Raw genomic sequence first — 21,711 nt, forward strand, 5'->3', positions numbered from 1 at the left:
CGCAGGCCACGGGCAGCGGCCGCCCTTGCGGCCGGGGTGCCTAGAACTTCACGTTCATGCCGATCCAGTAGCGCCGGCCGTCCTGCACCGTGGCGTAGTCCTCGTAGTAAACGTCCTTGTCGAACAGGTTGTAGATGCCTGCGTAGAAGGTCACGTCCTTGCTGTAGTTGTAGGAGCCGCCCATGTCGAACATGGCATAGCTGCCAGCCACCCAGGTGCGCGCCGAACGGCCGCCCGTGGGCTGGCTTTCCTTGCCCCGGTAGGACAGCTTGGCCCAGCCCGCCCATTGCTGCGAAGGCTTCCAGTTCAGCGCCAGGTTGAGCATGTGGCGCGGCAGCTGGCTCAGCGGCTGCCCCGCGAACTCGCCGCTCTTTTGCTCGGACTTGGTGAAGGTGTAGCTGCTGCTCAGGTCCAGCGTGCGCGCCAGCGGGGCCTTGAACGTGGCTTCGATGCCGCGCGTGATGGCCTTGTCGATATTGACGTTGGTGGTGGGCGTGTTGCCCGAGGAATTGGCCGGTCCGCACTCGGGACAGGCGATGCGCGTGATCTTGTCGTTGAACTCGTTGTCGAACACCGTCAGGCCTGCCGACAGGCCGGCGCCGTTGTTGTAGAGCACGCCCAGTTCCTTGCTCAGCGAGGTTTCGGGCTTCAGGTCGGGGTTGCCGTAGATGTTGCCGCCGCGGCTGGACTGGCCCCAGTCGCCCAGGGTCTGGCGCAGCGAGGGCGCGCGAAAGCCGGTGGACACGCCGCCCTTGACGGTCCATTGCGCGTCGAGGTTCCACACGCCGTACAGGCGCGGGCTCCATTGCGATCCGCCCTTGCTGTCGTGGTCGTAGCGCAGGCCGCCGGTCAGGGCGAAGTTCTCGCGCAGGCGCCACTCGTCCTCGGCGAACCAGGCGTACTGCGTGCGATCGGCCGTGGTGCGCGCCGAGCCCGGCAGCGTATTGGTCGTCGTGTCGCGCAAGTCCTGCTGGTTGTAGTACACGCCCGTGGTCAGCAGGTGCTGGCGGCCCAGCGGCGCTACCCAGCTGCTGTTGAACACCGTGTTCCTGATGGTCATGTCGCGCGACAGGTTGCGCGTTTCCTCGCGCTGCAGATAGGTGTCGGAGGAAGCCCAGCCCCAGCGGCCCTTGTGCTGCAGCGAGTAGTTCTCGCGCTCGAACTTGCGGTCGCTGGGCGCATCGGTGGGCAGCAGGGTCATGCCAGGCGACGAAACGAAGTGCTGGCGCGAAGTGCCGATCTCGGCGATCAGGTCGTGGTCCTTGCTGGGGGTCAGCGCCAGGCGCAGGTTCAGCGAACGGTTGTCGCTCTTGTTGTAGCCCTGGTAGATGCGGTCCTGGTCGCGCTTGCCGTAGTTGCCGTACAGGCTCAGGCCCAGCAGGTCGGTCTTGATCGGGCCTGACAGGTAGAAGTTGGTCTGGTAGGCATCGCCCGAGGTGGAGCGCTCCTGCAGCGTGGCGTCGGCACGCACCGAGCCATGCCAGTTCTTCGCCACCTTGCGCGTGATGACGTTGATCACGCCGCCCATGGCGTCCGAGCCGTACAGCGAGGACATGGGGCCGCGCACCACCTCGATGCGCTCGATGGCCTCCAGCGGCGGAATCCAGCTCTGGTCCGTGCCGGTGCTGCCGTTGGTCTGGGTCTCGCGCGTGCTCATCCGCTTGCCGTCCACCAGGATCAGGGTGTAGTTGGCGCCCATGCCGCGCAACGAGATGTCGTTGGAGTTGTTGTCCGAGGGCGTGAGGATCACGCCGGGCACATCGCGCAGGGCATCGTGCAGGTTGCGGTAGGCGCCCTGCTCCAGTTCCTGGCGCGTGATCACCGAGATCGAGGCCGGCGCCTGGCTGATCTCCTGCTCGAAGCCGCTGGCCGTCACGACCAGGGTTTCCAGCGTCGCCCCGCCTGCTGCCTGGGCCAGCGCGCTGCCCGAGGCCAGCAGGCCCAGGCAGGCGCCCAGCGCGGTGCGGCGCAGGGGAACGACGGTGGAGGGAAACGAAGCACGCAAGGAGGTGCAAAGGGCGGACAGGGCAAAGCCACGGCCCGCCGCGGGGGCTGTGCAGTTGTGCATGGGAAAGCTCGCAAGAAGAATCACGGACGGTCGAACGACCGGGGTGCGCATCCGCTCTGTTGTTTTTGATGAGTGCGAATCGTTCTTATTTTATTTTCCCGTCGACAACGGCCTGGCCGACGGCAGCGCAGCTGCTGTTTTTCTTTACAAGTGGGCCGATCTGTGAGCAATTCATTCAGGATGCTGAATGTTGCCTTGTTCATCAATGACATGCAGGGCCGCCAGTGCCCGGGCGCGTGCAGCGCCCGGCACGATTCACGGCGTTCCGGCGAGCACGGCGGCTTTGTAAAGTTGGCCCGATGTGGCCCGCAGGCAACATCCTGATACGAAGATCAGGACCACAGCCGCCCCGCATTGGAGACCAGGAACAGCACCAGCCCCACGGCACCGCCGACCACGGTGCCGTTGATGCGGATGTACTGCAGGTCCTTGCCGATGTGCAGCTCGATCAGCTCGGACAGCTCGCGCGCATCCCAGCGCCGCACGGTATCGGCGATGTGCTGGGCCAGGAACTGCGAGACATCGGGCGCCAGCGCCTGGGCCCAGCGCTTGAGGCGCTCGTTCATGGAGCTGCGCAGCGCCTCGTCGTGCGCCAGCGACTGGCCCAGCCAGCGGCCCATGGCGGCGGTCTTGCGCGCCACCTGCGAATGCTCGTTGGCCAGGTCCGCCTGCAGCTTGGCGCGCAGGCCCAGCCACAGCGCACGCAGGTAGCCGGCCAGCTTCTCGTCGTGCAGCAGGTAGTGGCGCAGCCGCTCGGCGCGCTCGGACATGGCGGGGTCGGACTGCAGCCGCGTGACCAGCCGGTCCACGGAGGCGTCGAAGGCCTTGCGCATGTGGTGCTCGGGATTGCTGGCGATGTCCTGCAGCAGGCTGTCGAGCGCGCCCGCAATGGCGCTGGCGCCCTTGTCGCTGAGCCAGTCCGTGGGCAGCATCTTTTCCTTGAGCGGATGCTCGCGCTTGAGCCACAGCACGATGGTCTGGGCGATCAGCACATGGGTCTCGGCCTCGCGCAGCACGCTGCTGACGCGGGCCAGCACATCGTCCAGCACGGCCTGGTGGCGGCCGTCCTTGGTCAGCCCCGACAACAGATCCGCCGCCGCGCGGGGCAGGTCCACCTGGGCCAGCAAGGCCTTGAATGCCTGTGTCAGAAAGCGCTCCACCTGCCGGTCCTGCACCATCTCCAGCGCCGCCAGCGCCAGCCGCGCCACCTGCCGTCCCAGCAGGGTGCTGTTGGCTGGCGTGGTCAGCCAGCCGGCCAGCACGCGCGCAGGATCATGGCGCTCGATCAGTGCCACCAGCGAAGGGCCGTCCAGGAACTTGTCGCGCACGAAATTCGCCAGGTTCTCGCCGATGCGGTCCTTGTTGCGCGGGATGATGGCCGTATGGCGCCCGACCAGGGGCAGCGGAATGCGCCGGAACAGCGCCGACACCGCAAACCAGTCGGCCAGCGCGCCGACCAGCGAGGCCTCGGTCACGGCCTTGATGCAGGCCAGCCACAGAGGCACCTGCTGCCAGTGCCCCGCCGCCACGGACGAGGCCACGAAGCCCAGCGCCACGAACAGCAGCAGCGCCAGCGGCAGGCGCTTGGCCGACTTCAGTGTTTGACGTTGCTCTGGCGACAGCATGGAGCGCAGCATACGACGCCCGTCCGCCATCCGCATGACGATGCCTGCCGCCAAAGCCTGTCAGCCAGCGCCTGCCTGCGAATTGCGCGGACAATACCGGCTTTCTTCAGAACCCTCTTGCGAGAACAAGACCATGACCGACGCCAACGCACCCGCCGATCGCCCCGCACTGCCCGACCATCTGTCCATCGACCCGCGCAGCCCGCACCATGTGGCCGCCGTGTTCGAGCACGACATCGGCATCCGCTTCAACGGCAACGAGCGCTTCGATGTGGAGGAATACTGCGTGAGTGAGGGATGGATCAAGGTGCCTGCCGGCAAGACGGTGGACCGCAAGGGAAAGCCCCTGCTGATCAAGCTCAAGGGCGCCGTGGAAGCTTTCTACCGCTGATTTCCGGCCGGTCGCAAGGCCGGCCGCAACCTCTTCAAGAATCAGCGGGCTTCAGCCCGCATCGGCCCGCGGCGCCGGCGGATTCCTGAACTTCTCCCGCAGCTCGGCGCAGTGGTCCTTGGCGGGCAGGGCATCCGTCTTCTGCAGCCAATCCACATCCGAGGCCTGCGCCACCGATGTCTCCCCCGCCTGCGCCACGGCCACCTTGGCGCCTGCGGCCTCGGGCAGCCAGGTGGGAATGCCCACGCCGCGCAGCACGTGGCCGCGCCCGGCCACCAGCAGCACGGTCTTGCCGGGCTTGACTGCGGCCCTGGCCACCTCGGCCATGCTGGCATCGCGGGCCAGCTGGATGCGGGCCATGGGCGCCAGCTGGGTGTCGGGCAGCAGGCCGCAGTGGCCTTCGCGGATGGCGTCGAGCTGGCGCTGCCAGCCCTCGGGCGGCAGGTGGGTGTCCAGGTTTTCGTTGCGCATGGCCTGCTTCATGTCGGCGCGCGGCAGGTTGCCCCCCAGCACGGGCACGCCCGCGCGCACGGCGGCCATGACCACGCCGCGGTAGCGCGGCCAGGGCCAGGCCGCGTCCTGCCATTGCAGGGCCTGCTGCACCGCGTCCTCGGAGGCATCGCGTGCCAGGCTGGCCGTGGAGCCCGTGCGCGGCGCCATCTCGATCACCAGCGCGGCCAGGCGCTCCTGTTTTGCCAACTGCTCCACCGTGGCCTGCTGCCAGGCCTGGTGGGCGACCGCATCGTGCTGCTCGCCCAGCAGCACGATGGGCGCGTCGGACCAGCGCTGCAACTGCTGCGTCCAGTCCCGCGCCGGGGCGGAGGAGCTGGCGCAGCCGGCAAGGGCTGCCGCCAGCAATGCGGCCGCAGCCAGGCCGGCAAGGCGCGGGGTGCGGATGAAGGGGCGGGGGATGGAGCGGACTTGCATGGCCCCATGCTAAACACTGGCCTCGCCCGGGGACGCCATAGGCCCTGTGGGCGTTGGGGGCAGTTGAAAGGATCCTAGGAATCGGGGCGGGAGCACGGCGCAAACGGGCGGCGCTTGATTCAGGTCAAGACGCGCAAATGTGCGGTGGCTACAGTGCAACCATGCATGGCAAGCCCTCGCTTTCGACCAAGCTGCTGCTCATGGGCGCAGCCTGCCTGCTCGCGGCCGTGGCATCGATCGGTTTCACGCTGTGGGTGGCCTGGCAGCTGGAAGGCGGTGCGGCGGCGGTGAACGAGGCCGGGCGGCTGCGCATGAGCATGGTGCGCATGGCCATGGCGCGCCAGAACGAGGCGCCAGCGCAGTGGCAGGAGCGCGCACGACAGTTCGACGCCAGCCTGGACCTGCTGCGCAGCGGCGACATGTCGCGGCCGCTGTTCGTGCCCTGGAGCGATGCGGTCAGCGCGCGCTACGAGCGCATACGCGGCGACTGGAGTGCGCTGCGCACGCAGTGGCAGGCCGAGGACCATGTCGATGCGCAGGCCATCATGGGCAGCGCCGACGCCTTCGTGCGCGAGGTGGACGGCTTTGTCGAGGCCATCGAGGACCGGCTCTCGCGCTGGACGGCCATCCTGCACCTGTTTCAGATGTGTCTGATGGCGCTGGCCATCATCGCGGCCGTGAGTTTCATGGCCACGAGCTACTGGCTGGTGCTGCATCCCGTGGGCCAGCTGCGCTCGGCGCTGGAGCGCATGCGCCGCGGACACCTGGACACGCGCATGAGCGTGGAGGTGGATGACGAGTTCGGCCAGCTGGCGGCCGGCTTCAACCTCATGGCCCAGTCGCTGCAAAGCTCGCACGCCGAGCTGGAAGACAAGGTGCGCGAGAAGACCGCCAGCCTCAACGTGCAGCACCAGCAGCTGCAGGCGCTGTACGCGGTCAGCGTGCAGGCGTCGGAGGCCGCCAGCCTGCAGTCCCTGGCCGAAGGCTTTGTGCGCCAGGTCCGCCTGGCGGCCCAGGCCGATGCGGCCACGGTGCGCTGGTCCGACGAGGCCAACGAGCGCTACGTGCTGCTGGCCGGCGACGGCCTGCCCCAGTCCATGTCGGTGCAGGAGCACTGCCTGCACACGGGCGCCTGCCTGTGCGGCCAGCCGCGCGAGCAGGCGCGGCTGCGCGTGATCCCCATCACGCCGGCCAGCGACCTGCAACTGCCCCACTGCCGCGAGGCCGGCTTCGAGACCGTGGTCAGCATCCCCGTGCAACTGCAGCAGCGCCTGCTGGGCGAGGTCAACCTGTTCTTTCGCTCCACCGTGGTGCTCACGGACGACATGCGCGACCTGCTGTCCGCCATGGCGCGCCACCTGGCCAGCGCCATGGAAAGCCTGCGCGCCACGGCGCTGGAGCGCGAGGCCGCCGTGGCCGAGGAGCGCGGCCTGATCGCGCGCGAGCTGCATGACTCCATTGCCCAGTCGCTGGCCTTTCTCAAGATACAGACCCAGTTGCTGCGCGACGCCGTGGCCAAGGGCCGCGACGAGGCGCGCGACCGCAGCCTGGGCGAGCTGGAAGTGGGCGTGCGCGAATGCTATGCCGACGTGCGCGAGCTGCTGGTGCATTTCCGCACGCGCACCAGCGCCGAGGACATCGAGGCCGCGCTGCGCGCCACGCTGTCCAAGTTCGAGCACCAGACGGGCATCGCCACCTCGCTGAGCATGACGGGCCAGGGCCTGCCGCTGGCGCCCGACGTGCAGATCCAGGTGCTGCACATGGTGCAGGAGGCGCTGTCCAACGTGCGCAAGCACGCGGGTGCCAGGCATGTGGAGCTGCGCGTGGGGCGCCACCCCTGGCGCTTCGAAGTCTGCGACGACGGCTGCGGCTTCGTCCCCGCCGACGTTGCGCCGGACTCGCTGCATGTGGGCCTGGGCATCATGCGCGAGCGTGCCCTGCTGGCGCAGGCGCTGGTCCATGTCCACTCCCGCCCCGGCGAGGGCACGCGCGTGCTGATCGAGCTGCCGCCGTCGGCCTCGGCCGGCGCGCCAGCGCAGGCCCTCCCCTCGAACGCGTGACACGCTCCCGGAAGAAAAAAGCCGCCCCATGTCCTTCTCCAGCCCCATCTCCGTCTTCGTCATCGACGACCACACGCTGTTCCGGCGCGGCCTGATCGCCCTCATCGCCCAGGACGCAGGCCTGCGCGTGGTCGGCGAGGCCGGCGACGCGGGCGAGGCCCTGCGCCTGGTGCCCGCGCTGGCGCCCCAGGTCATCCTGCTGGACAACCACCTGCCGGGCGTGCTGGGCGTCGATGCCATCGCGGGCCTGCGGGCCGCATCGCCCGGCAGCCGCGTCGTCATGCTCACCGTGAGCGAGGACGGCCAGGACCTGGCGGCCGCGCTGCGCAACGGTGCCCAGGGCTATCTGCTCAAGACCATCGACGGCGACCTGCTGTCCGAGGCCCTGCGCCGCGCCGCGCGCGGCGAGCCCGTGGTCAGCCCCGAGATGATGGGCAAGCTGGTGGCGGCCTTCCAGTCCCAGGGCGCGCCCGAGCCCCAGGCGCCCGAGCCGGACGAGGCCCCGGCCTCGCCGCTGTCCCCGCGCGAGGAAGAGGTGCTGGTCCAGATCGCCCGGGGCGCCAGCAACAAGGAAATCGCCCGCACGCTGGACATTGCCGAGACCACGGTCAAGATCCATGTGCAACACATCCTGCGCAAGCTCGGCCTGAGCTCGCGCGTGCAGGCGGCGGTGTATGCGTCGGAGCGGCAGCGGGATTAGCGGCCTACGCTGTGGCCGAAGCCCAACCATCCCCCGCACACCGCAGCGCCCACACCCACGCCAGCGCGGCCGCCACGGTCAGCCCGGTGAGCATGGCCGCTGCGCCCATGGCGTCCAGCGCCACGCCGGCCGCCAGCGGCACCAGCATGCGGCTGGCGGCAAACAGACTGGCCTGCAGGCCGTAGTCGAAGGCCTGCCAGCGCGGGCGGGCGAATTGCATCATCAGTCCGAAGACGCAGGCCGAGGAGGCGCCCATGGCTGCTGCCACGCAGGCCACGGCCGCGACCAGGCCCGGGGCCGGGGCGCCGGCTGCGATGACGGCGGCCAGCAGGGCCAGCGCCGCCACGTTGCAGCCCGCATACAGGGGCAGGGCGCGCCGGGTGCCCAGGCGGCGCGTGAGCAGGGGCGAGGCCGCGCCCGCCAGCGCAGCCACCACGCCGCCGCCCATGCCGGCCAGCAGGGCGGCCTGGGCGGGCGCGAAGCCATGGTCCAGCATCAGCGGCTTCAGGTAGAACCAGGCCGCGCCGATGAAGGGGAAGTAGCTGACCAGCACCAGGGTCCAGCGCCAGGCGCCGGGCTGGGCGCCATAGCCGCGGACCATGGCGGCCAGTCCAGCTTTGGGCGCAGGCAGCAGCACAGGCGAGGACGCCTCCCCGGGCTCATGGCGCACCACCCAGGCCAGCAGCAGGGCGCCCAGGGCCAGCGCGCCGGCCAGGCAGAGGAAGGGCGCGCGCCAGCCCCATTTCACCTGCATGAGCAGCATCATCCCGCCGCCCACGATGGCGCCCAGCGACAGCGCCGCTGCGCGCACGCCCCCGGCGCGCATGCGCTCGGACGCGGGCAGCAGGCGGATGGCCAGGGCGCTGACGGGAATGTCGGCCCAGGTGGCGGCCAGCGCGGCCGCGAAGGCCAGGCCGAACAGCCACAGGCGCTCGGCCAGCAACTGCTGCCAGCCCAGGGCCAGCAGCACGGCCGCATAGGCCAGGCACAGGGCCAGCGCCCAGGCGCGGTAGCGCGGCTGGCCGTTCGCGCTGCGCGCTTCCACGGGCGCTGCCAGCGCGAACTTGATCAGCGCGGGCAGCCCCGCCAGCTGGAACAGGCCGATGGCCGTGCCCGACCAGCCATGCTGGCGCATGACCAGGGGCAGGCCCAGCCAGAGGTAGACGCTGGGGGCGGTGAGCGCCAGGTGCAGCCAGCCGAACAGGGCCTGGAGCAGCCAGACAGGGCGGGGAGCTGCGGCCTTCATGGCGCGGCCTTGCGCGCCACGAGCACGGCCAGTGGCGCCATCGGAAACTCGCGCGACTCGATGCGTTCGATGCGCTCGAAACCCGCCCGCGCCAGCAGCGCCTGCAGCTCGCCGCGCCGGGTCACGCTGCGGCCCAGCAGGCGCATGGGCAGGTAGTAGGGCAGGGTGCGAAGGGCGGCTTCGGGCGCGTCGTCCACCTCCGCATGGGCGCAGACGAAGACGCCGCCGGGCGCCAGCGCGTCGAACACCTTGGCGACCACGGCTGCCGCATCGGGCACGAAATGCAGCACGGACGAGCACCAGACCAGGTCGTAGCCGCTGCCTATGCCGTCCGTGGCCAGGTTGCCGCCCAGGGCGGTGAAGCGGTCGGACAGGCGGGACTGGCGGGCGTTGTCCGCCGCCACGGCCACGGCCTCGGGCCAGTCGAAGACGCTGGCCTGCAGCGCGGGCTGCTGGCGCAGCAGGGCCAGCGCGATCCAGCCGGGGCCGCCGCCCAGGTCCAGCATGCGGCGCGCGGCGCCGGCCTCGGGAACCTGCTGCAGCAGGTTCAGCGCGGCAGGCACGCTGACGGCGCGCTGCTCCTGGCCGATCTGGGCGCGTGCGGCGGCGGCCCAGCCTTCGGCATTGCCCGTGGCCAAGGGGGCGCTGCAGGCCGAGCCGTCCCCGGCAGGGCCGTGCTCGACCAGACCGCGCAGCAGCGTGGCGGAGTGGCGCAGCGAGCGCAGGCGGAACAGCCAGGCCGCGCCGCAGGACTCGGGCGATGCGCTGTGCAGGTAGCGCAGCGCGTCGGTGGCCAGCAGGTAGCTCACGGGCTCGTGCTGGCCGCGCCGCAAGAGGCCCATGCTCCACAGCAATTCCAGCCAGTGGGAGGTATTGGCCTCGTTCCAGCCCTGGGCCTGGGCCAGCTCGGCCGGCGTCTGGGGCGTGGCCAGCCTGTCCAGAGCGCCCGATTCGAGCGCCAGCACCAGGGCCTCGGCCTGCACCTGGGCGGCGGCCAGGTCCCACAGCGGTTGCAGGGCGTGGGTGGGGGTGGGGGATTCACTGCGGGGTGTATTCATCGGAAGGTCCTTTTCACGAAAGGGAGTCACATGCGCCAGGTCAGGCGCACGCCGAACTCGCGCGGCGGGCTGTAGACCACGACCTGGCCGTTGAGGTAGCCCACGGCGTCGTAGCGGCGGTTGGCGGCATTGCGCAGGTAGGCGGCGATTTCCCAGGACCCCTGGGCATAGCCGGCCGACAGGTTGAGCAGCCCGTAGCCGGGGCGGCGGTAGGCGTTGGCGGCGTCCAGGTAGACCTTGCCCGTGCCCTGCACGGCGGCCTGCGCCCACCAGCGGCCGGGCGCGTCGTAGCGCAGCGCCACATGGGCCGTCATGTCGGGCGCAAACGGGTTGCGGTGGCCGTCGTAGACGGCGGTGCCGTCGCGGAAGCTGCCGAAGCGCGTGCGGTTCAGGCCCAGGGCCGTCTGCAATTGCCAGCCGCCGCCGAACACATAGTCCAGCTCGAAGTCCGCACCCGTGGAGCGCGCCCGCGCCGCATTGGTGATGTAGACCACGCCCGGCAGGCCCATCTGCTGCACCTGCATGTCGCGCACCTGCTGGGTGTAGACCGAGGCCGCATAGCGCAGGCGCTGCCCCAGCAGCCGGCCCTTGGCGCCTATCTCCCAGGCGCGCACGGTCTCTGGCTCGTAGGCCGCATAGCCCATGGCCGGAGAGAACACGTTGAAGCCGCCCGCGCGGTAGCCCTCGCTGAGGCTGGTGTAGACCTGGCCCTGGGGCGACCACTGGTATTGCAGCGAGAGCTTGGGGCTCAAGCGCGACCAGTCGTCGCTGCGCGCCGCCGCGCCCACGGGGGCCAGTTCCACGCGGTTGCGCTCCACGCGCGCGCCGGCCGCCAGCGTCCAGCGCTCGGACAGCGGGACGGTCCAATGCGTGAACAGCGCCGCCGTGCTGCCCTTGAGTCCGGCCGTGGGCCGCATCAGCGCGGCGGGCAGCTTTTGCTCGTAACGCAGGTCATGGTCGTCGCGGTCCAGGTACAGGCCGGCCAGCCAGCGTGCGTTCCACAGGCCTGCGGCCTCGCCCTCCAGGCGCAGTTCCTGCGAGGTCGTGGCCAGGCGGTAGTCGCGCCGCACGTGGAGCAGGTCGGCGCGCTGGAAGTCCGTGTCCTGCAGCACACGGTCGTCGAAGACATTGCGCGCGGTGATGGAGCGCAGCCGCAGGCCCGAGGCAAAGCGGTGCGAGACATCGAGCGACAGCGTCTGCCCGCGCGAGCGGTTCCAGCTGTCCGTGCCCGAGTTCACCGTGGCGCGCGGCGCGGCAATGCTGCCCCATTGCGCGGCGCCGTCGTCCCAGCGCTGCTGGGCGTAGCGCAGCGTGGCCTCGGTCTCGGCCGTGGGCGTCCAGCGCAGGGCCAGGCGGCCGCTGGCGCGCTCGCGGTCGTCCACGCGCGCTCCCGTCGCCTGCTGGCGTATGAAACCGTCCTGCGCGCGCCACTCGCCCGACAGGCCGATGTAGAGCTGGCCCGGCACCAGGGCGCGGCCCAGCTCGAAGCTGCCTGCGCGCTGGCCGTGGTTGCCGGCCTCGGCGCTGATCGATGCATAGGGCGCGTCGCCGGGCTGGCGCGTGACGATGCTGACCACGCCCGCTTCGGCATTGCGGCCGTACAAGGTCGATTGCGGGCCGCGCAGCACCTCCACGCGGTCCACGCCCTGCAGGTTGTGCTCGAAGCCCTGGGCCATCAGCGTGGGCACGCCATCGACCAGCAGCAGCGTGGACGAGGAGAACGACACGAAGTTGGCCGTCAGCCCCCGCATCACGGGCGGCTGCACGCCCGACTGGCCGAAGGCCTGGAACACAAAGCCCGGCACCTGGGCGGACAGCGCGTCCAGCCCGCGCACGCCGGCCGCCTCCAGCGCCGCGCCGTCGAAGACGGAGACGCTGGCGGGCACGGCGTCCAGGCTCTCGGCCTGCTTGTTCACCGTGACCGTGATCTCGGGCAGGGCGGCTTCGGGCGCCTGGCCCTGGGCCGCCACCGTGAAGGGGGCCAGGGCCAGCGCGGCCGGCCAGCGAAGGGGGAATGCCATGGTTTTCTCGTCCTCTCCAAAAGGGAATCTTGTTGGAGACCGATGCTAGGGAAGATGAGAATCGCTATCATTTGAAAACGTATGCGCGCCGGAGCATTTCCTATGCGAAGCGCGCATCCATTCCTCTCACATGACCTCCCGCATCCCTTCCTCGATTGCCTTGCCCCAGCCCTGTGCGCCGGGCTGGACGCGGCATGCCCTGCCCGCCGAGCTGGGCGACTGCCATGCGGAGCGCTTCACGCTGGGCGACGGCATCGTGCTGGCGCGCTCGCACTACTGCCCGCTGCGCGACCTGGTGGAGGACAGCGTGCAGGCCGATGCCTCGGAGCAGGGCCGCACCCTGGTCATCACGCTGGGGCTGGCCGGGGAATCGGGCTTTGTGGCGCGTACGGGTGCGGCGCTGCGCTTCGGCGCGGGGCAGACCACGCTGGCAGCCTTTCGCGGCAGCCAGGGCGAGCGCCGCTATGCGGCCGGCCAGACCGTGCGCCAGCTGCGCCTGCTGCTTTCGGGCGCAGCGCTGGACCGCTATCTGGGGGCCGAGCTTTCGCGGCGGCTGACGCAGGTGGACGGCGCGGCCGGCGTGCGGCCCTTGGACCACCGTGCCAGCCTGCCGGCCAGTCTGGCCCTTGCGCGGCGCCTGGCCCAGCCGCCCGGGCACCAGCCCACCGACGCGCTGGACCGCCACATCGCCATGCTGAGCCTGGCCGCGCTGGAGCTGCGGCATCTCGCGCCTGCGCCGCAGCCGGCCAAGGCGGCACCGCGCTGGTCGGCCGACGAACTGGCCCGGCTGGAGCAGGCGCGCGAACTGCTGTCTACCCAGATGGATCGCGCGCTGACCCTGGCCTACCTGAGCGCCGCCGTGGGCCTGGGCGAGCACCGGCTCAAGCAGGGCTTTCGCGCCGTCTTCGGCACCACGCCCCAGGCCCTGCTGCTGGAGCTGCGCATGCGCCGCGCCTGGGCGTTGCTGGAGACCGGCTGCCAGGTCGCCCAGGCCGGCTGGCAGGTGGGCTATGCCCATCCGTCGAACTTCAGTGCCGCGTTCACGCGGTTCTATGGGCGCAGCCCGAAGTCCGTGTTTGGCCGCCGCTCCTGATCTGCGTCAAGCCTTTTTGTCCTCGATAGTTCTTTGGAACTAGGCCCGCCTGCGCGCTCCTAGTTCTTCCGCCTTGTCCGAGCGTACGGCTGGCGGATGTGCGGCGCGGCCCTCGCGCGGGACCATGGAAGCCATAGCCCCCACGAGGAAAACAAAATGGCAAACACAGCGCCCACCGCACAGGGCGACCCCCGCAAGAGCACCAGCACAGGCACACGCCACGACCGCCAGGCCTGGTCGGTCCTGGCCGTCAGCACCCTGGCCTTCACGGTCTGCTTCATGGTCTGGATGATGTTCGGCATCATCGGCATCCCCATCAAGAAGATGCTGGATCTGAACGCCACGCAGTTCGGCCTGCTCACGGCCATGCCCGTGCTCACGGGCTCGCTGGTGCGCGTGCCGCTGGGCATCTGGACCGACCGCTTCGGCGGGCGCATCGTGATGGCGGTGCTGATGGCCGTCACCGTGCCCGCGATCTGGGTGATGGGCTATGCCACCGAGTACTGGCACTTCCTGACCATCGGCCTCTTCGTGGGCCTGGCGGGCGGCTCGTTCTCGGTGGGCACGCCCTATGTGGCGCGCTGGTTTCCCAAGGAGCGCCAGGGCATGGCCATGGGCATCTACGGCGCGGGCAACTCGGGTGCGGCGGTCAACAAGTTCGTGGCGCCGGTGATCCTGGTGGCCTTCGGCTGGGCCGCCGTGCCGCATGCCTATGCGGCCATCATGCTGGGCGCGCTGGTGCTGTTCTGGCTGTTCAGCCACAGCGACCCGGCCCACCTGGTGCCCAGCAACGTGTGCTTCAGCGACCAGTTGAAGGCGCTCAAGGACCCGCGCGTGCTCAAGTACTGCCAGTACTACAGCATCGTCTTCGGCGGCTATGTGGCGCTGAGCCTGTGGATGGTGCAGTACTACGTGGGCGAGTACGGCCTGGACATCCGCGTGGCGGCCCTGCTGGCGGCCTGCTTTTCGCTGCCGGGCGGCGTGCTGCGCGCCATCGGCGGCTGGCTGTCGGACAAGTACGGCGCACACAGCGTGACCTGGTGGGTGCTGTGGGTGTGCTGGATCTGCCTGTTCCTGCTGTCCTATCCGCAGACCGATTTCACGGTGCTCACCACCGAGGGCAGCACCCGCTTTCACCTGGGCCTGAACGTCTATGCCTTCACCGCGCTGATGTTCGTGCTGGGCATTGCCATGGCCTTCGGCAAGGCCAGCGTCTTCAAGTACATCAGCGACGACTACCCCGGAAACATCGGCGCCATCAGCGGCATCGTGGGCCTGGCCGGCGGCATGGGCGGCTTCATCCTGCCCATCCTGTTCGGCGTGCTGCTGGACTGGACGGGCATCCGCTCCAGCGCCTTCATGCTGCTGTACGGCGTGGTCTGGGTGTCGCTGATCTGGATGTATTTCACCGAGGTGCGCCGCACCGACGTGCTCAACAGCCACGGTGGTCACAGCGATGTGCAGCCGGCCGCGCGCTGAACCGCAGGAGTTGCACATGCATGCGAACACCAAGACCGCCGCAAAGGCATCCGCGCGCAGCCGCCCCGGCAGCGTGCTGACCCTCTGGCGCCCCGAGGACAGGCAGTTCTGGGAGCGCGAGGGCGAGGCCATCGCCAGGATCAACCTCTGGATCTCGGTGCCCGCCCTGTTCCTGGCTTTTGCCATCTGGCAGGTCTGGAGCGTGGTGGCCGTGAACCTGCCCGCGCTGGGCTTCACCTACTCCACCAACCAGCTGTTCTGGCTGGCGGCGGCGCCCGCGCTGTCGGGCGCTACGCTGCGCATCTTCTATTCCTTCATGGTGCCGCTGATGGGCGGGCGCCGGTGGACGGCGCTGTCCACGGCCTCGCTGCTGATCCCGGCCATCGGCATCGGCTACGCCGTGCAGGACGCCAGCACCGGCTATCCGACCATGCTGATCCTGGCCCTGCTGTGCGGCCTGGGCGGGGGCAACTTCAGCTCCAGCATGGCCAACATCAGCTTCTTCTTTCCCAAGGAGCGCAAGGGCTCGGCCCTGGGCGTGAACGCGGGCCTGGGCAACCTGGGCGTGTCGGTGGTGCAGTTCCTGAGCCCGCTGGTGATCACGGCCGGCATCTTCGGCGTCTTCGGCGGCGATGCGCAGACCATCACCAAGGCCGGCGAGACCACCCGGGTGTGGGCGCAGAACGCGGCCTTCATCTGGGTGCCGTGGATCGCCATCGCCTCGCTGGCCGCCTGGTTCGGCATGAACGACATCGCCGACGCCAAGGCCAGCTTCGCGGCCCAGGCCGCCATCTTCCGGCGCAAGCACAACTGGGTGATGTGCCTGCTGTACCTGGGCACCTTCGGCTCGTTCATCGGCTTTGCCGCCGGCTTTCCACTGCTGATCAAGAGCCAGTTCCCGGCGGTCAATCCGCTGGCCTATGCCTGGCTGGGCCCGCTGCTGGGCGCGCTGTCGCGGCCTTTTGGCGGCTGGCTGGCCGACAAGGCGGGCGGCGCGCGCGTGACGTTCTGGAACTTCCTCGTCATGGCCGTGGCCGTGGTGGGCGTGCTGTATTTCCTGCCCAAGGGCAGCGGCGGCTACGCGCTGGGCTTCGGCCCTGCCGAGGGCAGCTTCATGGGCTTCTTCCTGATGTTCCTGGTGCTGTTCCTGACCACGGGCATCGGCAACGGATCGACCTTCAGCATGATCCCGGCGATTTTCCTGGCCCTCAAGCAGCGCGAGCTCGGCGCCCATCCCAGCGAGCAAGCGCAGGCCCATGCCCTCAAGGAGGGCAATACCGAAGGCGCGGCCGCCCTGGGCTTTGCGGGCGCGCTGGGAGCCTACGGCGGCTTCTTCATCCCCAAGAGCTACGGCAGCTCCATCGCCGCCACGGGCGGGCCCGAGCTGGCGCTGTGGGTGTTTGCCGCCTTCTATGTGCTGTGCGTGGGCGTGACCTGGTGGTACTACGCGCGCAGGAACGCAGAGATGCCCTGCTGAGCCCCGGGCCGCAGGCACTACTGCACCGAACAGCAACGCACCGCAACGAACAACAAGGAGTCCCGCGATGAGCCATTTTCTGGACAAGCTTTCCTACTTCTCCCTGCCCCGGCAGGAATTCTCCAACGGCCATGGCCAGGTGACGGGCGAGGACCGCACCTGGGAAGACGCCTACCGCGACCGCTGGGCGCATGACAAGGTGGTGCGCTCCACGCACGGCGTGAACTGCACGGGCTCGTGCTCGTGGAAGATCTACGTCAAGGGCGGCATCGTGACCTGGGAGACCCAGCAGACCGACTACCCGCGCACGCGCGCCGACCTGCCCAACCACGAGCCGCGCGGCTGCGCGCGCGGAGCCAGCTACAGCTGGTACCTGTACAGCGCCAACCGCGTCAAATACCCCATGGTGCGCGGCCGGCTGCTCAAGCACTGGCGTGCTGCCCTGGCCGTGGCCAGGAGCCCGGTCGATGCCTGGGCCGCCATCGTCGAGAACGCGGATGCGCGCAGCGAGTGGCAGAAGCAGCGCGGCCTGGGCGGCTTCGTGCGCAGCAGCTGGGACGAGGTCAACCGCATGATCGCGGCGGCCAACGTCTACACCATCAAGAAGCACGGGCCGGACCGCATCATCGGCTTCTCGCCGATTCCGGCCATGTCCATGATCTCGTATGCCGCAGGCAGCCGCTACCTGAGCCTGATCGGCGGCGTGTGCATGAGCTTCTACGACTGGTACTGCGACCTGCCGCCGGCCAGCCCCCAGACCTGGGGCGAGCAGACCGACGTGCCAGAGAGCGCAGACTGGTACAACTCCAACTTCATCATTGCCTGGGGCTCCAACGTGCCCCAGACGCGCACCCCCGACGCCCACTTCTTCACCGAGGTCCGCTACAAGGGCGCCAAGGTCGTGGCCGTCACGCCCGACTACTCCGAGGTCGCCAAGCTGGCCGACCTGTGGATGCACCCCAAGCAGGGCACGGATGCCGCCGTGGCCATGGCCATGGGCCACGTCATCCTCAAGGAGTTCTACTTCGGCGAGCGCGGCCGCCCGGCGTATTTCGAGGACTATGCGCGCCGCTACACCGACCTGCCGCTGCTGATCCGCCTCAAGCGCCAGCAACTGCCCGACGGCCGCACGGCCCTGGTGCCCGAGCGCTATGTGCGCGCCAGCGACTTCGACGGCCACCTGGGCCAGGACAGCAACCCCGAATGGAAGACCGTGGCCTACGGCGAGGACGGCGGCGTGGCCCTGCCCAATGGCTCCATCGGCTTTCGCTGGGGCGAGGCCGGCCGCGCCGACGAGGGCCTGTGGAACCTCGAATCCAAGGAGGCGCGCACGGGCAACGACGTGCAGCTCAAGCTCTCGGTGCTGGACGGCCAGGGCGTGGACAGTGAAGTGGCCGACGTGGCCTTCCCCTACTTCGGCGGCCTGCAGTCGCCGGGGTTCGACGCCAACGAGCAGGGCACGGATGTGCTGCTGCGCCGCGTGCCCGTCTCGCGCATGGTGCTGGACGGCGAGGAGGCCATCGTGGCCACCGTGTTCGACCTGCTGGCGGGCAACTACGGCATCCACCGCGGCCTGGAGGGTGAGGCCACCGAGGGCGCTGATGGCGGCTATGACGCCGATGCGCCCTACACCCCGGCCTGGCAGGAAAAGATCACCGGCGTGCCGCGTGACCAGGTGATTGCCATTGCGCGCCAGTTCGCCGACAACGCCGAGAAGACGCGCGGCAAGTCCATGGTCATCATCGGCGCGGCCATGAACCACTGGTACCACTGCGACATGAACTACCGCGGCATCATCAACATGCTGATGCTGTGCGGCTGCATAGGCCAGAGCGGCGGCGGCTGGGCGCACTACGTGGGCCAGGAAAAGCTGCGCCCGCAGACCGGCTGGACCGCACTGGCCTTTGCGCTGGACTGGCTGCGCCCGCCGCGCCAGATGAACTCCACCAGCTTCTTCTACGCCCACACCGACCAGTGGCGCTACGAGAAGCTGGGCGTGGAAGAGGTGCTGTCCCCGCTGGCCGACCGCAGCCAGTACGGCGGCGCCATGATCGACTACAACGTGCGCGCCGAGCGCATGGGCTGGCTGCCCAGCGCACCGCAGCTGCAGGCCAACCCGCTGCAGCTGGTGCGCGACGCCCAGGCCCAGGGCCTGGACGTGAAGGACCACGTGGTGCAGTCCCTGCAGGACGGCTCGCTGTCCATGAGCTGCGAGGACCCCGACCACCCGGCCAACTGGCCGCGCAACATGTTCGTGTGGCGCTCCAACATCCTGGGCAGCTCGGGCAAGGGCCACGAGTACTTCCTCAAGCACCTGCTGGGCACCACCCATGGCGTGCAAGGAAAAGACCTGGGCCACGATGAAGCCAAGCCGCAGGAAGTGCGCTGGCACGACAAGGCGCCCGAAGGCAAGCTGGACCTGCTGGTCACGCTGGACTTCCGCATGAGCACCACCTGCCTGTACTCGGACATCGTCCTGCCCACGGCCACCTGGTATGAGAAGAACGACCTCAACACCAGCGACATGCACCCCTTCATCCACCCGCTGTCGGCGGCAGTGGACCCGGCCTGGCAGGCCAGGAGCGACTGGGAGATCTACAAGGGCTTCGCCAAGTCCTTCAGCGAGGTCTGCGTGGGCCACCTGGGCGTGGAAAAGGACGTGGTGCTGACGCCGCTGATGCACGACACCCCCGCCGAGCTGGCCCAGCCCGATGGCGTGCGCGACTGGAAGAAGGGCGAGTGCGCCCTGATCCCCGGCAAGACCGCGCCGCAGATTGCCGTGGTCGAGCGCGACTATCCCAACCTCTACAAGCGCTTCACGGCCCTGGGCCCGCTGATGGACAGGCTGGGCAACGGCGGCAAGGGCATCGGCTGGAACACCGAGACCGAGGTGGAGCAGCTGGGCGAGCTCAACGGCCTGGTGCGCGAGGAAGGCGTGAGCCAGGGCCGCCCGCGCATCGTCACCGACATCGACGCCACCGAGGTGGTGATGATGCTGGCGCCCGAGACCAACGGCCACGTGGCCGTCAAGGCCTGGGAGGCGCTGTCGAAGCAGACGGGGCGCGAGCACGCCCACCTGGCCCTGCACCGCGAGGACGAGAAGATCCGCTTTCGCGACATCCAGGCCCAGCCGCGCAAGATCATCAGCTCGCCCACCTGGTCGGGCCTGGAAAGCGAGAAGGTCAGCTACAACGCCTGCTACACCAACGTGCATGAGCTGATCCCATGGCGCACCCTCACCGGCCGCCAGCAGTTCTACCAGGACCATCCGTGGATGCGCGACTTCGGCGAAGGCTTCGTCAGCTACCGCCCGCCCGTGCACATGAAGGCGCTGCAGGAAGTGCAGGGCCAAAAGCCCAACGGCCATCCCGAGATCGCGCTGAACTTCATCACGCCGCACCAGAAGTGGGGCATCCACTCCACCTATGGCGACAACCTGATGATGCTCACGCTGGCGCGTGGCGGCCCCATCGTCTGGCTCAGCGAGGAAGACGCCAAGAGCGCCGGCATCGCCGACAACGACTGGGTGGAGCTGTACAACGCCAACGGCGCCATCGCGGCGCGGGCCGTGGTCAGCCAGCGCGTCAAGCCGGGCATGGTGATGATGTACCACGCGCAGGAGAAGACCATCAACACGCCGGGCTCGGAGATCACCGGCACGCGCGGCGGCATCCACAACTCGGTCACGCGCATCGTGCTCAAGCCCACCCACATGATCGGCGGCTACGCGCAGTACAGCTACGGCTTCAACTACTACGGAACCATCGGCACCAACCGCGACGAGTTCGTCCTGGTCCGAAAGATGCGCCGCATCGACTGGCTGGATGAAGAGGTGAACACCCCCTGAGTCGCTACGCGCCTTCCCCCTCTCTCGCTACGCGGGAGGGGGACGACAGCCTCGCTGCGGGGCGGCCCTTGCTTGCTGTCCCCGATATGGGACCGCTACTCCGCAAAGCCTGCGGTTTCAAGGCGCCACGCGCACCCCTCGAAGAAAACGTGCACACACGTTGAAAGGACAAACACGATGAAAATCCGCGCACAGATCGGCATGGTGCTGAACCTGGACAAGTGCATCGGCTGCCACACCTGCTCCGTCACCTGCAAGAACGTCTGGACCAGCCGCCCGGGCGTCGAATACGCCTGGTTCAACAACGTCGAGACCAAGCCCGGCATCGGCTACCCGCGCGAGTGGGAAAACCAGGCCAAGTGGAACGGCGGCTGGATGCGCCGCACGGACGGCTCCATCGCGCCCCGCCAGGGCGGCAAGTGGAGCCTGTTGATGCGCATCTTCGCCAACCCCAACCTGCCCCAGATCGACGACTACTACGAACCCTTCACCTACGACTACGAGCACCTGCAGTCGGCCAGGGAAAGCAAGGCCGCGCCCACGGCGCGCGCACGCAGCCTGATCTCGGGCCAGCGCATGGAGAAGATCGAATGGGGTCCGAACTGGGAGGAAATCCTGGGCGGCGAATTCAGCAAGCGCAGCCATGACGTGAACTTCGAGCAGATCCAGAAGGACATCTACGGCCAGTTCGAGAACACCTTCATGATGTACCTGCCGCGCCTGTGCGAGCACTGCCTGAACCCGGCCTGCGTGGCGTCCTGCCCCTCGGGCTCGATCTACAAGCGCGAGGAGGACGGCATCGTCCTCATCGACCAGGACAAGTGCCGCGGCTGGCGCATGTGCGTCTCCGGCTGCCCCTACAAGAAGATCTACTACAACTGGCAAAGCGGCAAGGCCGAAAAATGCATCTTCTGCTACCCGCGCATCGAGGCCGGCCAGCCCACCGTCTGCTCCGAAACCTGCGTGGGCCGCATCCGCTACCTGGGCGTGCTGCTGTACGACGCCGACCGCATCGAGGAAGCGGCCAGCGTGGAGCGCGACCGCGACCTCTACCAGGCGCAGCTGGACATCTTCCTGGACCCCAATGATCCCGAGGTCATCCGCCAGGCCCGCATCGACGGCATCCCCGACGCCTGGATCGAGGCCGCCCAGTCCAGCCCCGTCTACAAGATGGCCGTGGACTGGAAGGTGGCCCTGCCGCTGCACCCCGAGTACCGTACCCTGCCCATGGTCTGGTATGTGCCGCCGCTGTCGCCCATCACCTCGGCGGCGAACGCCGGGCATCTCGACAGTGTCGGCCGCAGCCCCATCAATGGCGACCTGCCCGATGTCTCGCAGCTGCGCATCCCCGTGCAGTACCTGGCCAACCTGCTCACCGCCGGCGACACCACGCCCGTGGTGCGCGCGCTCGAGCGCATGCTGGCCATGCGCGCGTACCAGCGCAGCAAGCACGTGGACCAGGAACAGAACCTGGCCGTGCTCCAGTACGCGGGACTGACGGTGGACGAGGTCGAGGACATGTACCAGACCATGGCGATCGCCAATTACGAGGACCGCTTCGTCATCCCCTCGGCCCACCGCGAATACGCCGAAAGCGCGTTCGATTTGCGCGGCGGCTGCGGCTTCTCGTTCGGCAACGGCTGCTCCGACGGCAGCACCGACGCCAGCCTGTTCGGCGGCAAGAAGCCGCGCACCATCCCCATCCGCGCGCAAATGTGA

At 69.0% G+C, this 21,711-nt stretch carries 15 protein-coding genes; 9 read left to right on the top strand and 6 right to left on the bottom strand.

The genetic code is table 11. The features are described 5' to 3' along the window. Positions 1-40 precede the first annotated feature (40 nt). Positions 41-2,068, bottom strand: a complete 2,028-nt coding sequence (locus tag KDK82_RS19135) for a ligand-gated channel protein (RefSeq protein WP_013804398.1) — start codon at positions 2,066-2,068, stop codon at positions 41-43. On the opposite strand from KDK82_RS19135, the gene KDK82_RS32840 reads away from it, so the two are divergent. Then, entirely contained in the window at positions 2,067-2,234 is a 168-nt protein-coding gene (locus KDK82_RS32840; protein ID WP_179217942.1) for a hypothetical protein, read from the top strand. The genes KDK82_RS19135 and KDK82_RS32840 overlap by 2 nt on opposite strands. A gap of 166 nt (positions 2,235-2,400) precedes the next feature. Here KDK82_RS32840 and KDK82_RS19140 read toward each other — a convergent pair whose 3' ends face one another. Then, positions 2,401-3,705 (bottom strand): DUF445 domain-containing protein, encoded by a 1,305-nt coding sequence (locus KDK82_RS19140; protein WP_088165915.1) that lies wholly within the window; start codon positions 3,703-3,705, stop codon positions 2,401-2,403. Between the two features lie 121 nt (positions 3,706-3,826). Here KDK82_RS19140 and KDK82_RS19145 point away from each other — a divergent pair, with 121 nt between their 5' ends. Continuing rightward, the gene (locus KDK82_RS19145) at positions 3,827-4,084 is read left to right on the top strand and encodes a DUF3297 family protein (protein ID WP_013804396.1); all 258 of its coding nucleotides are present in this window, start codon (positions 3,827-3,829) and stop codon (positions 4,082-4,084) included. 51 nt (positions 4,085-4,135) lie between these two features. On the opposite strand, the gene KDK82_RS19150 is transcribed toward KDK82_RS19145, so the two are convergent. Then, positions 4,136-5,011: a ChaN family lipoprotein gene (locus KDK82_RS19150; protein WP_088165916.1), complete on the bottom strand. Its 876-nt coding sequence runs from the start codon at positions 5,009-5,011 to the stop codon at positions 4,136-4,138. 161 nt (positions 5,012-5,172) lie between these two features. Between KDK82_RS19150 and KDK82_RS19155 the strand changes: the two genes are divergently transcribed. Together KDK82_RS19155 and KDK82_RS19160 are read left to right on the top strand one after the other, a co-directional pair. Beyond that, on the top strand, positions 5,173-7,071 hold the full coding sequence (locus KDK82_RS19155) for a type IV pili methyl-accepting chemotaxis transducer N-terminal domain-containing protein (RefSeq protein WP_088166341.1): 1,899 nt from the start codon (positions 5,173-5,175) through the stop codon (positions 7,069-7,071). 28 nt (positions 7,072-7,099) lie between these two features. Beyond that, positions 7,100-7,771, top strand: coding sequence for a response regulator (locus KDK82_RS19160; RefSeq protein ID WP_012203037.1), 672 nt, complete (start codon positions 7,100-7,102; stop codon positions 7,769-7,771). Between the two features lie 4 nt (positions 7,772-7,775). Here the strand turns inward: KDK82_RS19160 and KDK82_RS19165 are convergent, their stop codons facing one another. From KDK82_RS19165 to KDK82_RS19175, 3 genes are read right to left on the bottom strand one after another with little or no spacing between them, the layout of a single operon-like run. Beyond that, entirely contained in the window at positions 7,776-9,017 is a 1,242-nt protein-coding gene (locus KDK82_RS19165) for an MFS transporter (RefSeq protein ID WP_088165917.1), read from the bottom strand. After that, positions 9,014-10,075, bottom strand: coding sequence for a trans-aconitate 2-methyltransferase (locus KDK82_RS19170; protein WP_088165918.1), 1,062 nt, complete (start codon positions 10,073-10,075; stop codon positions 9,014-9,016). The genes KDK82_RS19165 and KDK82_RS19170 overlap by 4 nt, the downstream gene beginning before the upstream one ends. A gap of 26 nt (positions 10,076-10,101) precedes the next feature. Beyond that, positions 10,102-12,096 carry a TonB-dependent receptor gene (locus KDK82_RS19175; protein ID WP_088165919.1) on the bottom strand — a complete coding sequence of 665 codons (1,995 nt, stop codon included), beginning with the start codon at positions 12,094-12,096 and terminating at the stop codon, positions 10,102-10,104. Positions 12,097-12,226: 130 nt separating this feature from the next. On the opposite strand from KDK82_RS19175, the gene KDK82_RS19180 reads away from it, so the two are divergent. The 5 genes from KDK82_RS19180 to narH all read left to right on the top strand — a co-directional run bounded on the left by KDK82_RS19180 (position 12,227) and on the right by narH (position 21,711). After that, positions 12,227-13,189: an AraC family transcriptional regulator gene (locus KDK82_RS19180; RefSeq protein ID WP_088165920.1), complete on the top strand. Its 963-nt coding sequence runs from the start codon at positions 12,227-12,229 to the stop codon at positions 13,187-13,189. A 156-nt stretch (positions 13,190-13,345) separates the two neighbouring features. Continuing rightward, positions 13,346-14,668: a nitrate/nitrite transporter gene (locus KDK82_RS19185; protein WP_088166342.1), complete on the top strand. Its 1,323-nt coding sequence runs from the start codon at positions 13,346-13,348 to the stop codon at positions 14,666-14,668. A gap of 16 nt (positions 14,669-14,684) precedes the next feature. Beyond that, the gene (locus KDK82_RS19190) at positions 14,685-16,145 is read left to right on the top strand and encodes an MFS transporter (RefSeq protein ID WP_012203039.1); all 1,461 of its coding nucleotides are present in this window, start codon (positions 14,685-14,687) and stop codon (positions 16,143-16,145) included. Between the two features lie 67 nt (positions 16,146-16,212). Further along, positions 16,213-19,992: a nitrate reductase subunit alpha gene (locus KDK82_RS19195; RefSeq protein WP_088165921.1), complete on the top strand. Its 3,780-nt coding sequence runs from the start codon at positions 16,213-16,215 to the stop codon at positions 19,990-19,992. A 177-nt stretch (positions 19,993-20,169) separates the two neighbouring features. After that, positions 20,170-21,711 (top strand): nitrate reductase subunit beta, encoded by a 1,542-nt coding sequence (gene narH, locus KDK82_RS19200; RefSeq protein ID WP_012203041.1) that lies wholly within the window; start codon positions 20,170-20,172, stop codon positions 21,709-21,711.

Origin of the sequence: Delftia sp. K82 (genome assembly GCF_002193035.1) — a bacterium.
Lineage (GTDB): Bacteria > Pseudomonadota > Gammaproteobacteria > Burkholderiales > Burkholderiaceae_C > Comamonas > Comamonas acidovorans.

Bases quoted from the DNA above. Each gene is read 5' to 3' on its own strand.
- KDK82_RS19170 (WP_088165918.1), bottom strand. From the start codon at position 10,075: ATGAATACACCCCGCAGTGAATCCCCCACCCCCACCCACGCCCTGCAA.
- KDK82_RS19140 (WP_088165915.1), bottom strand. From the start codon at position 3,705: ATGCTGCGCTCCATGCTGTCGCCAGAGCAACGTCAAACACTGAAGTCG.
- narH (WP_012203041.1), top strand. From the start codon at position 20,170: ATGAAAATCCGCGCACAGATCGGCATGGTGCTGAACCTGGACAAGTGC.
- KDK82_RS19150 (WP_088165916.1), bottom strand. From the start codon at position 5,011: ATGCAAGTCCGCTCCATCCCCCGCCCCTTCATCCGCACCCCGCGCCTT.
- KDK82_RS32840 (WP_179217942.1), top strand. From the start codon at position 2,067: ATGGGAAAGCTCGCAAGAAGAATCACGGACGGTCGAACGACCGGGGTG.
- KDK82_RS19180 (WP_088165920.1), top strand. From the start codon at position 12,227: ATGACCTCCCGCATCCCTTCCTCGATTGCCTTGCCCCAGCCCTGTGCG.
- KDK82_RS19175 (WP_088165919.1), bottom strand. From the start codon at position 12,096: ATGGCATTCCCCCTTCGCTGGCCGGCCGCGCTGGCCCTGGCCCCCTTC.
- KDK82_RS19155 (WP_088166341.1), top strand. From the start codon at position 5,173: ATGCATGGCAAGCCCTCGCTTTCGACCAAGCTGCTGCTCATGGGCGCA.
- KDK82_RS19165 (WP_088165917.1), bottom strand. From the start codon at position 9,017: ATGAAGGCCGCAGCTCCCCGCCCTGTCTGGCTGCTCCAGGCCCTGTTC.
- KDK82_RS19145 (WP_013804396.1), top strand. From the start codon at position 3,827: ATGACCGACGCCAACGCACCCGCCGATCGCCCCGCACTGCCCGACCAT.
- KDK82_RS19135 (WP_013804398.1), bottom strand. From the start codon at position 2,068: ATGCACAACTGCACAGCCCCCGCGGCGGGCCGTGGCTTTGCCCTGTCC.
- KDK82_RS19190 (WP_012203039.1), top strand. From the start codon at position 14,685: ATGCATGCGAACACCAAGACCGCCGCAAAGGCATCCGCGCGCAGCCGC.
- KDK82_RS19160 (WP_012203037.1), top strand. From the start codon at position 7,100: ATGTCCTTCTCCAGCCCCATCTCCGTCTTCGTCATCGACGACCACACG.
- KDK82_RS19195 (WP_088165921.1), top strand. From the start codon at position 16,213: ATGAGCCATTTTCTGGACAAGCTTTCCTACTTCTCCCTGCCCCGGCAG.
- KDK82_RS19185 (WP_088166342.1), top strand. From the start codon at position 13,346: ATGGCAAACACAGCGCCCACCGCACAGGGCGACCCCCGCAAGAGCACC.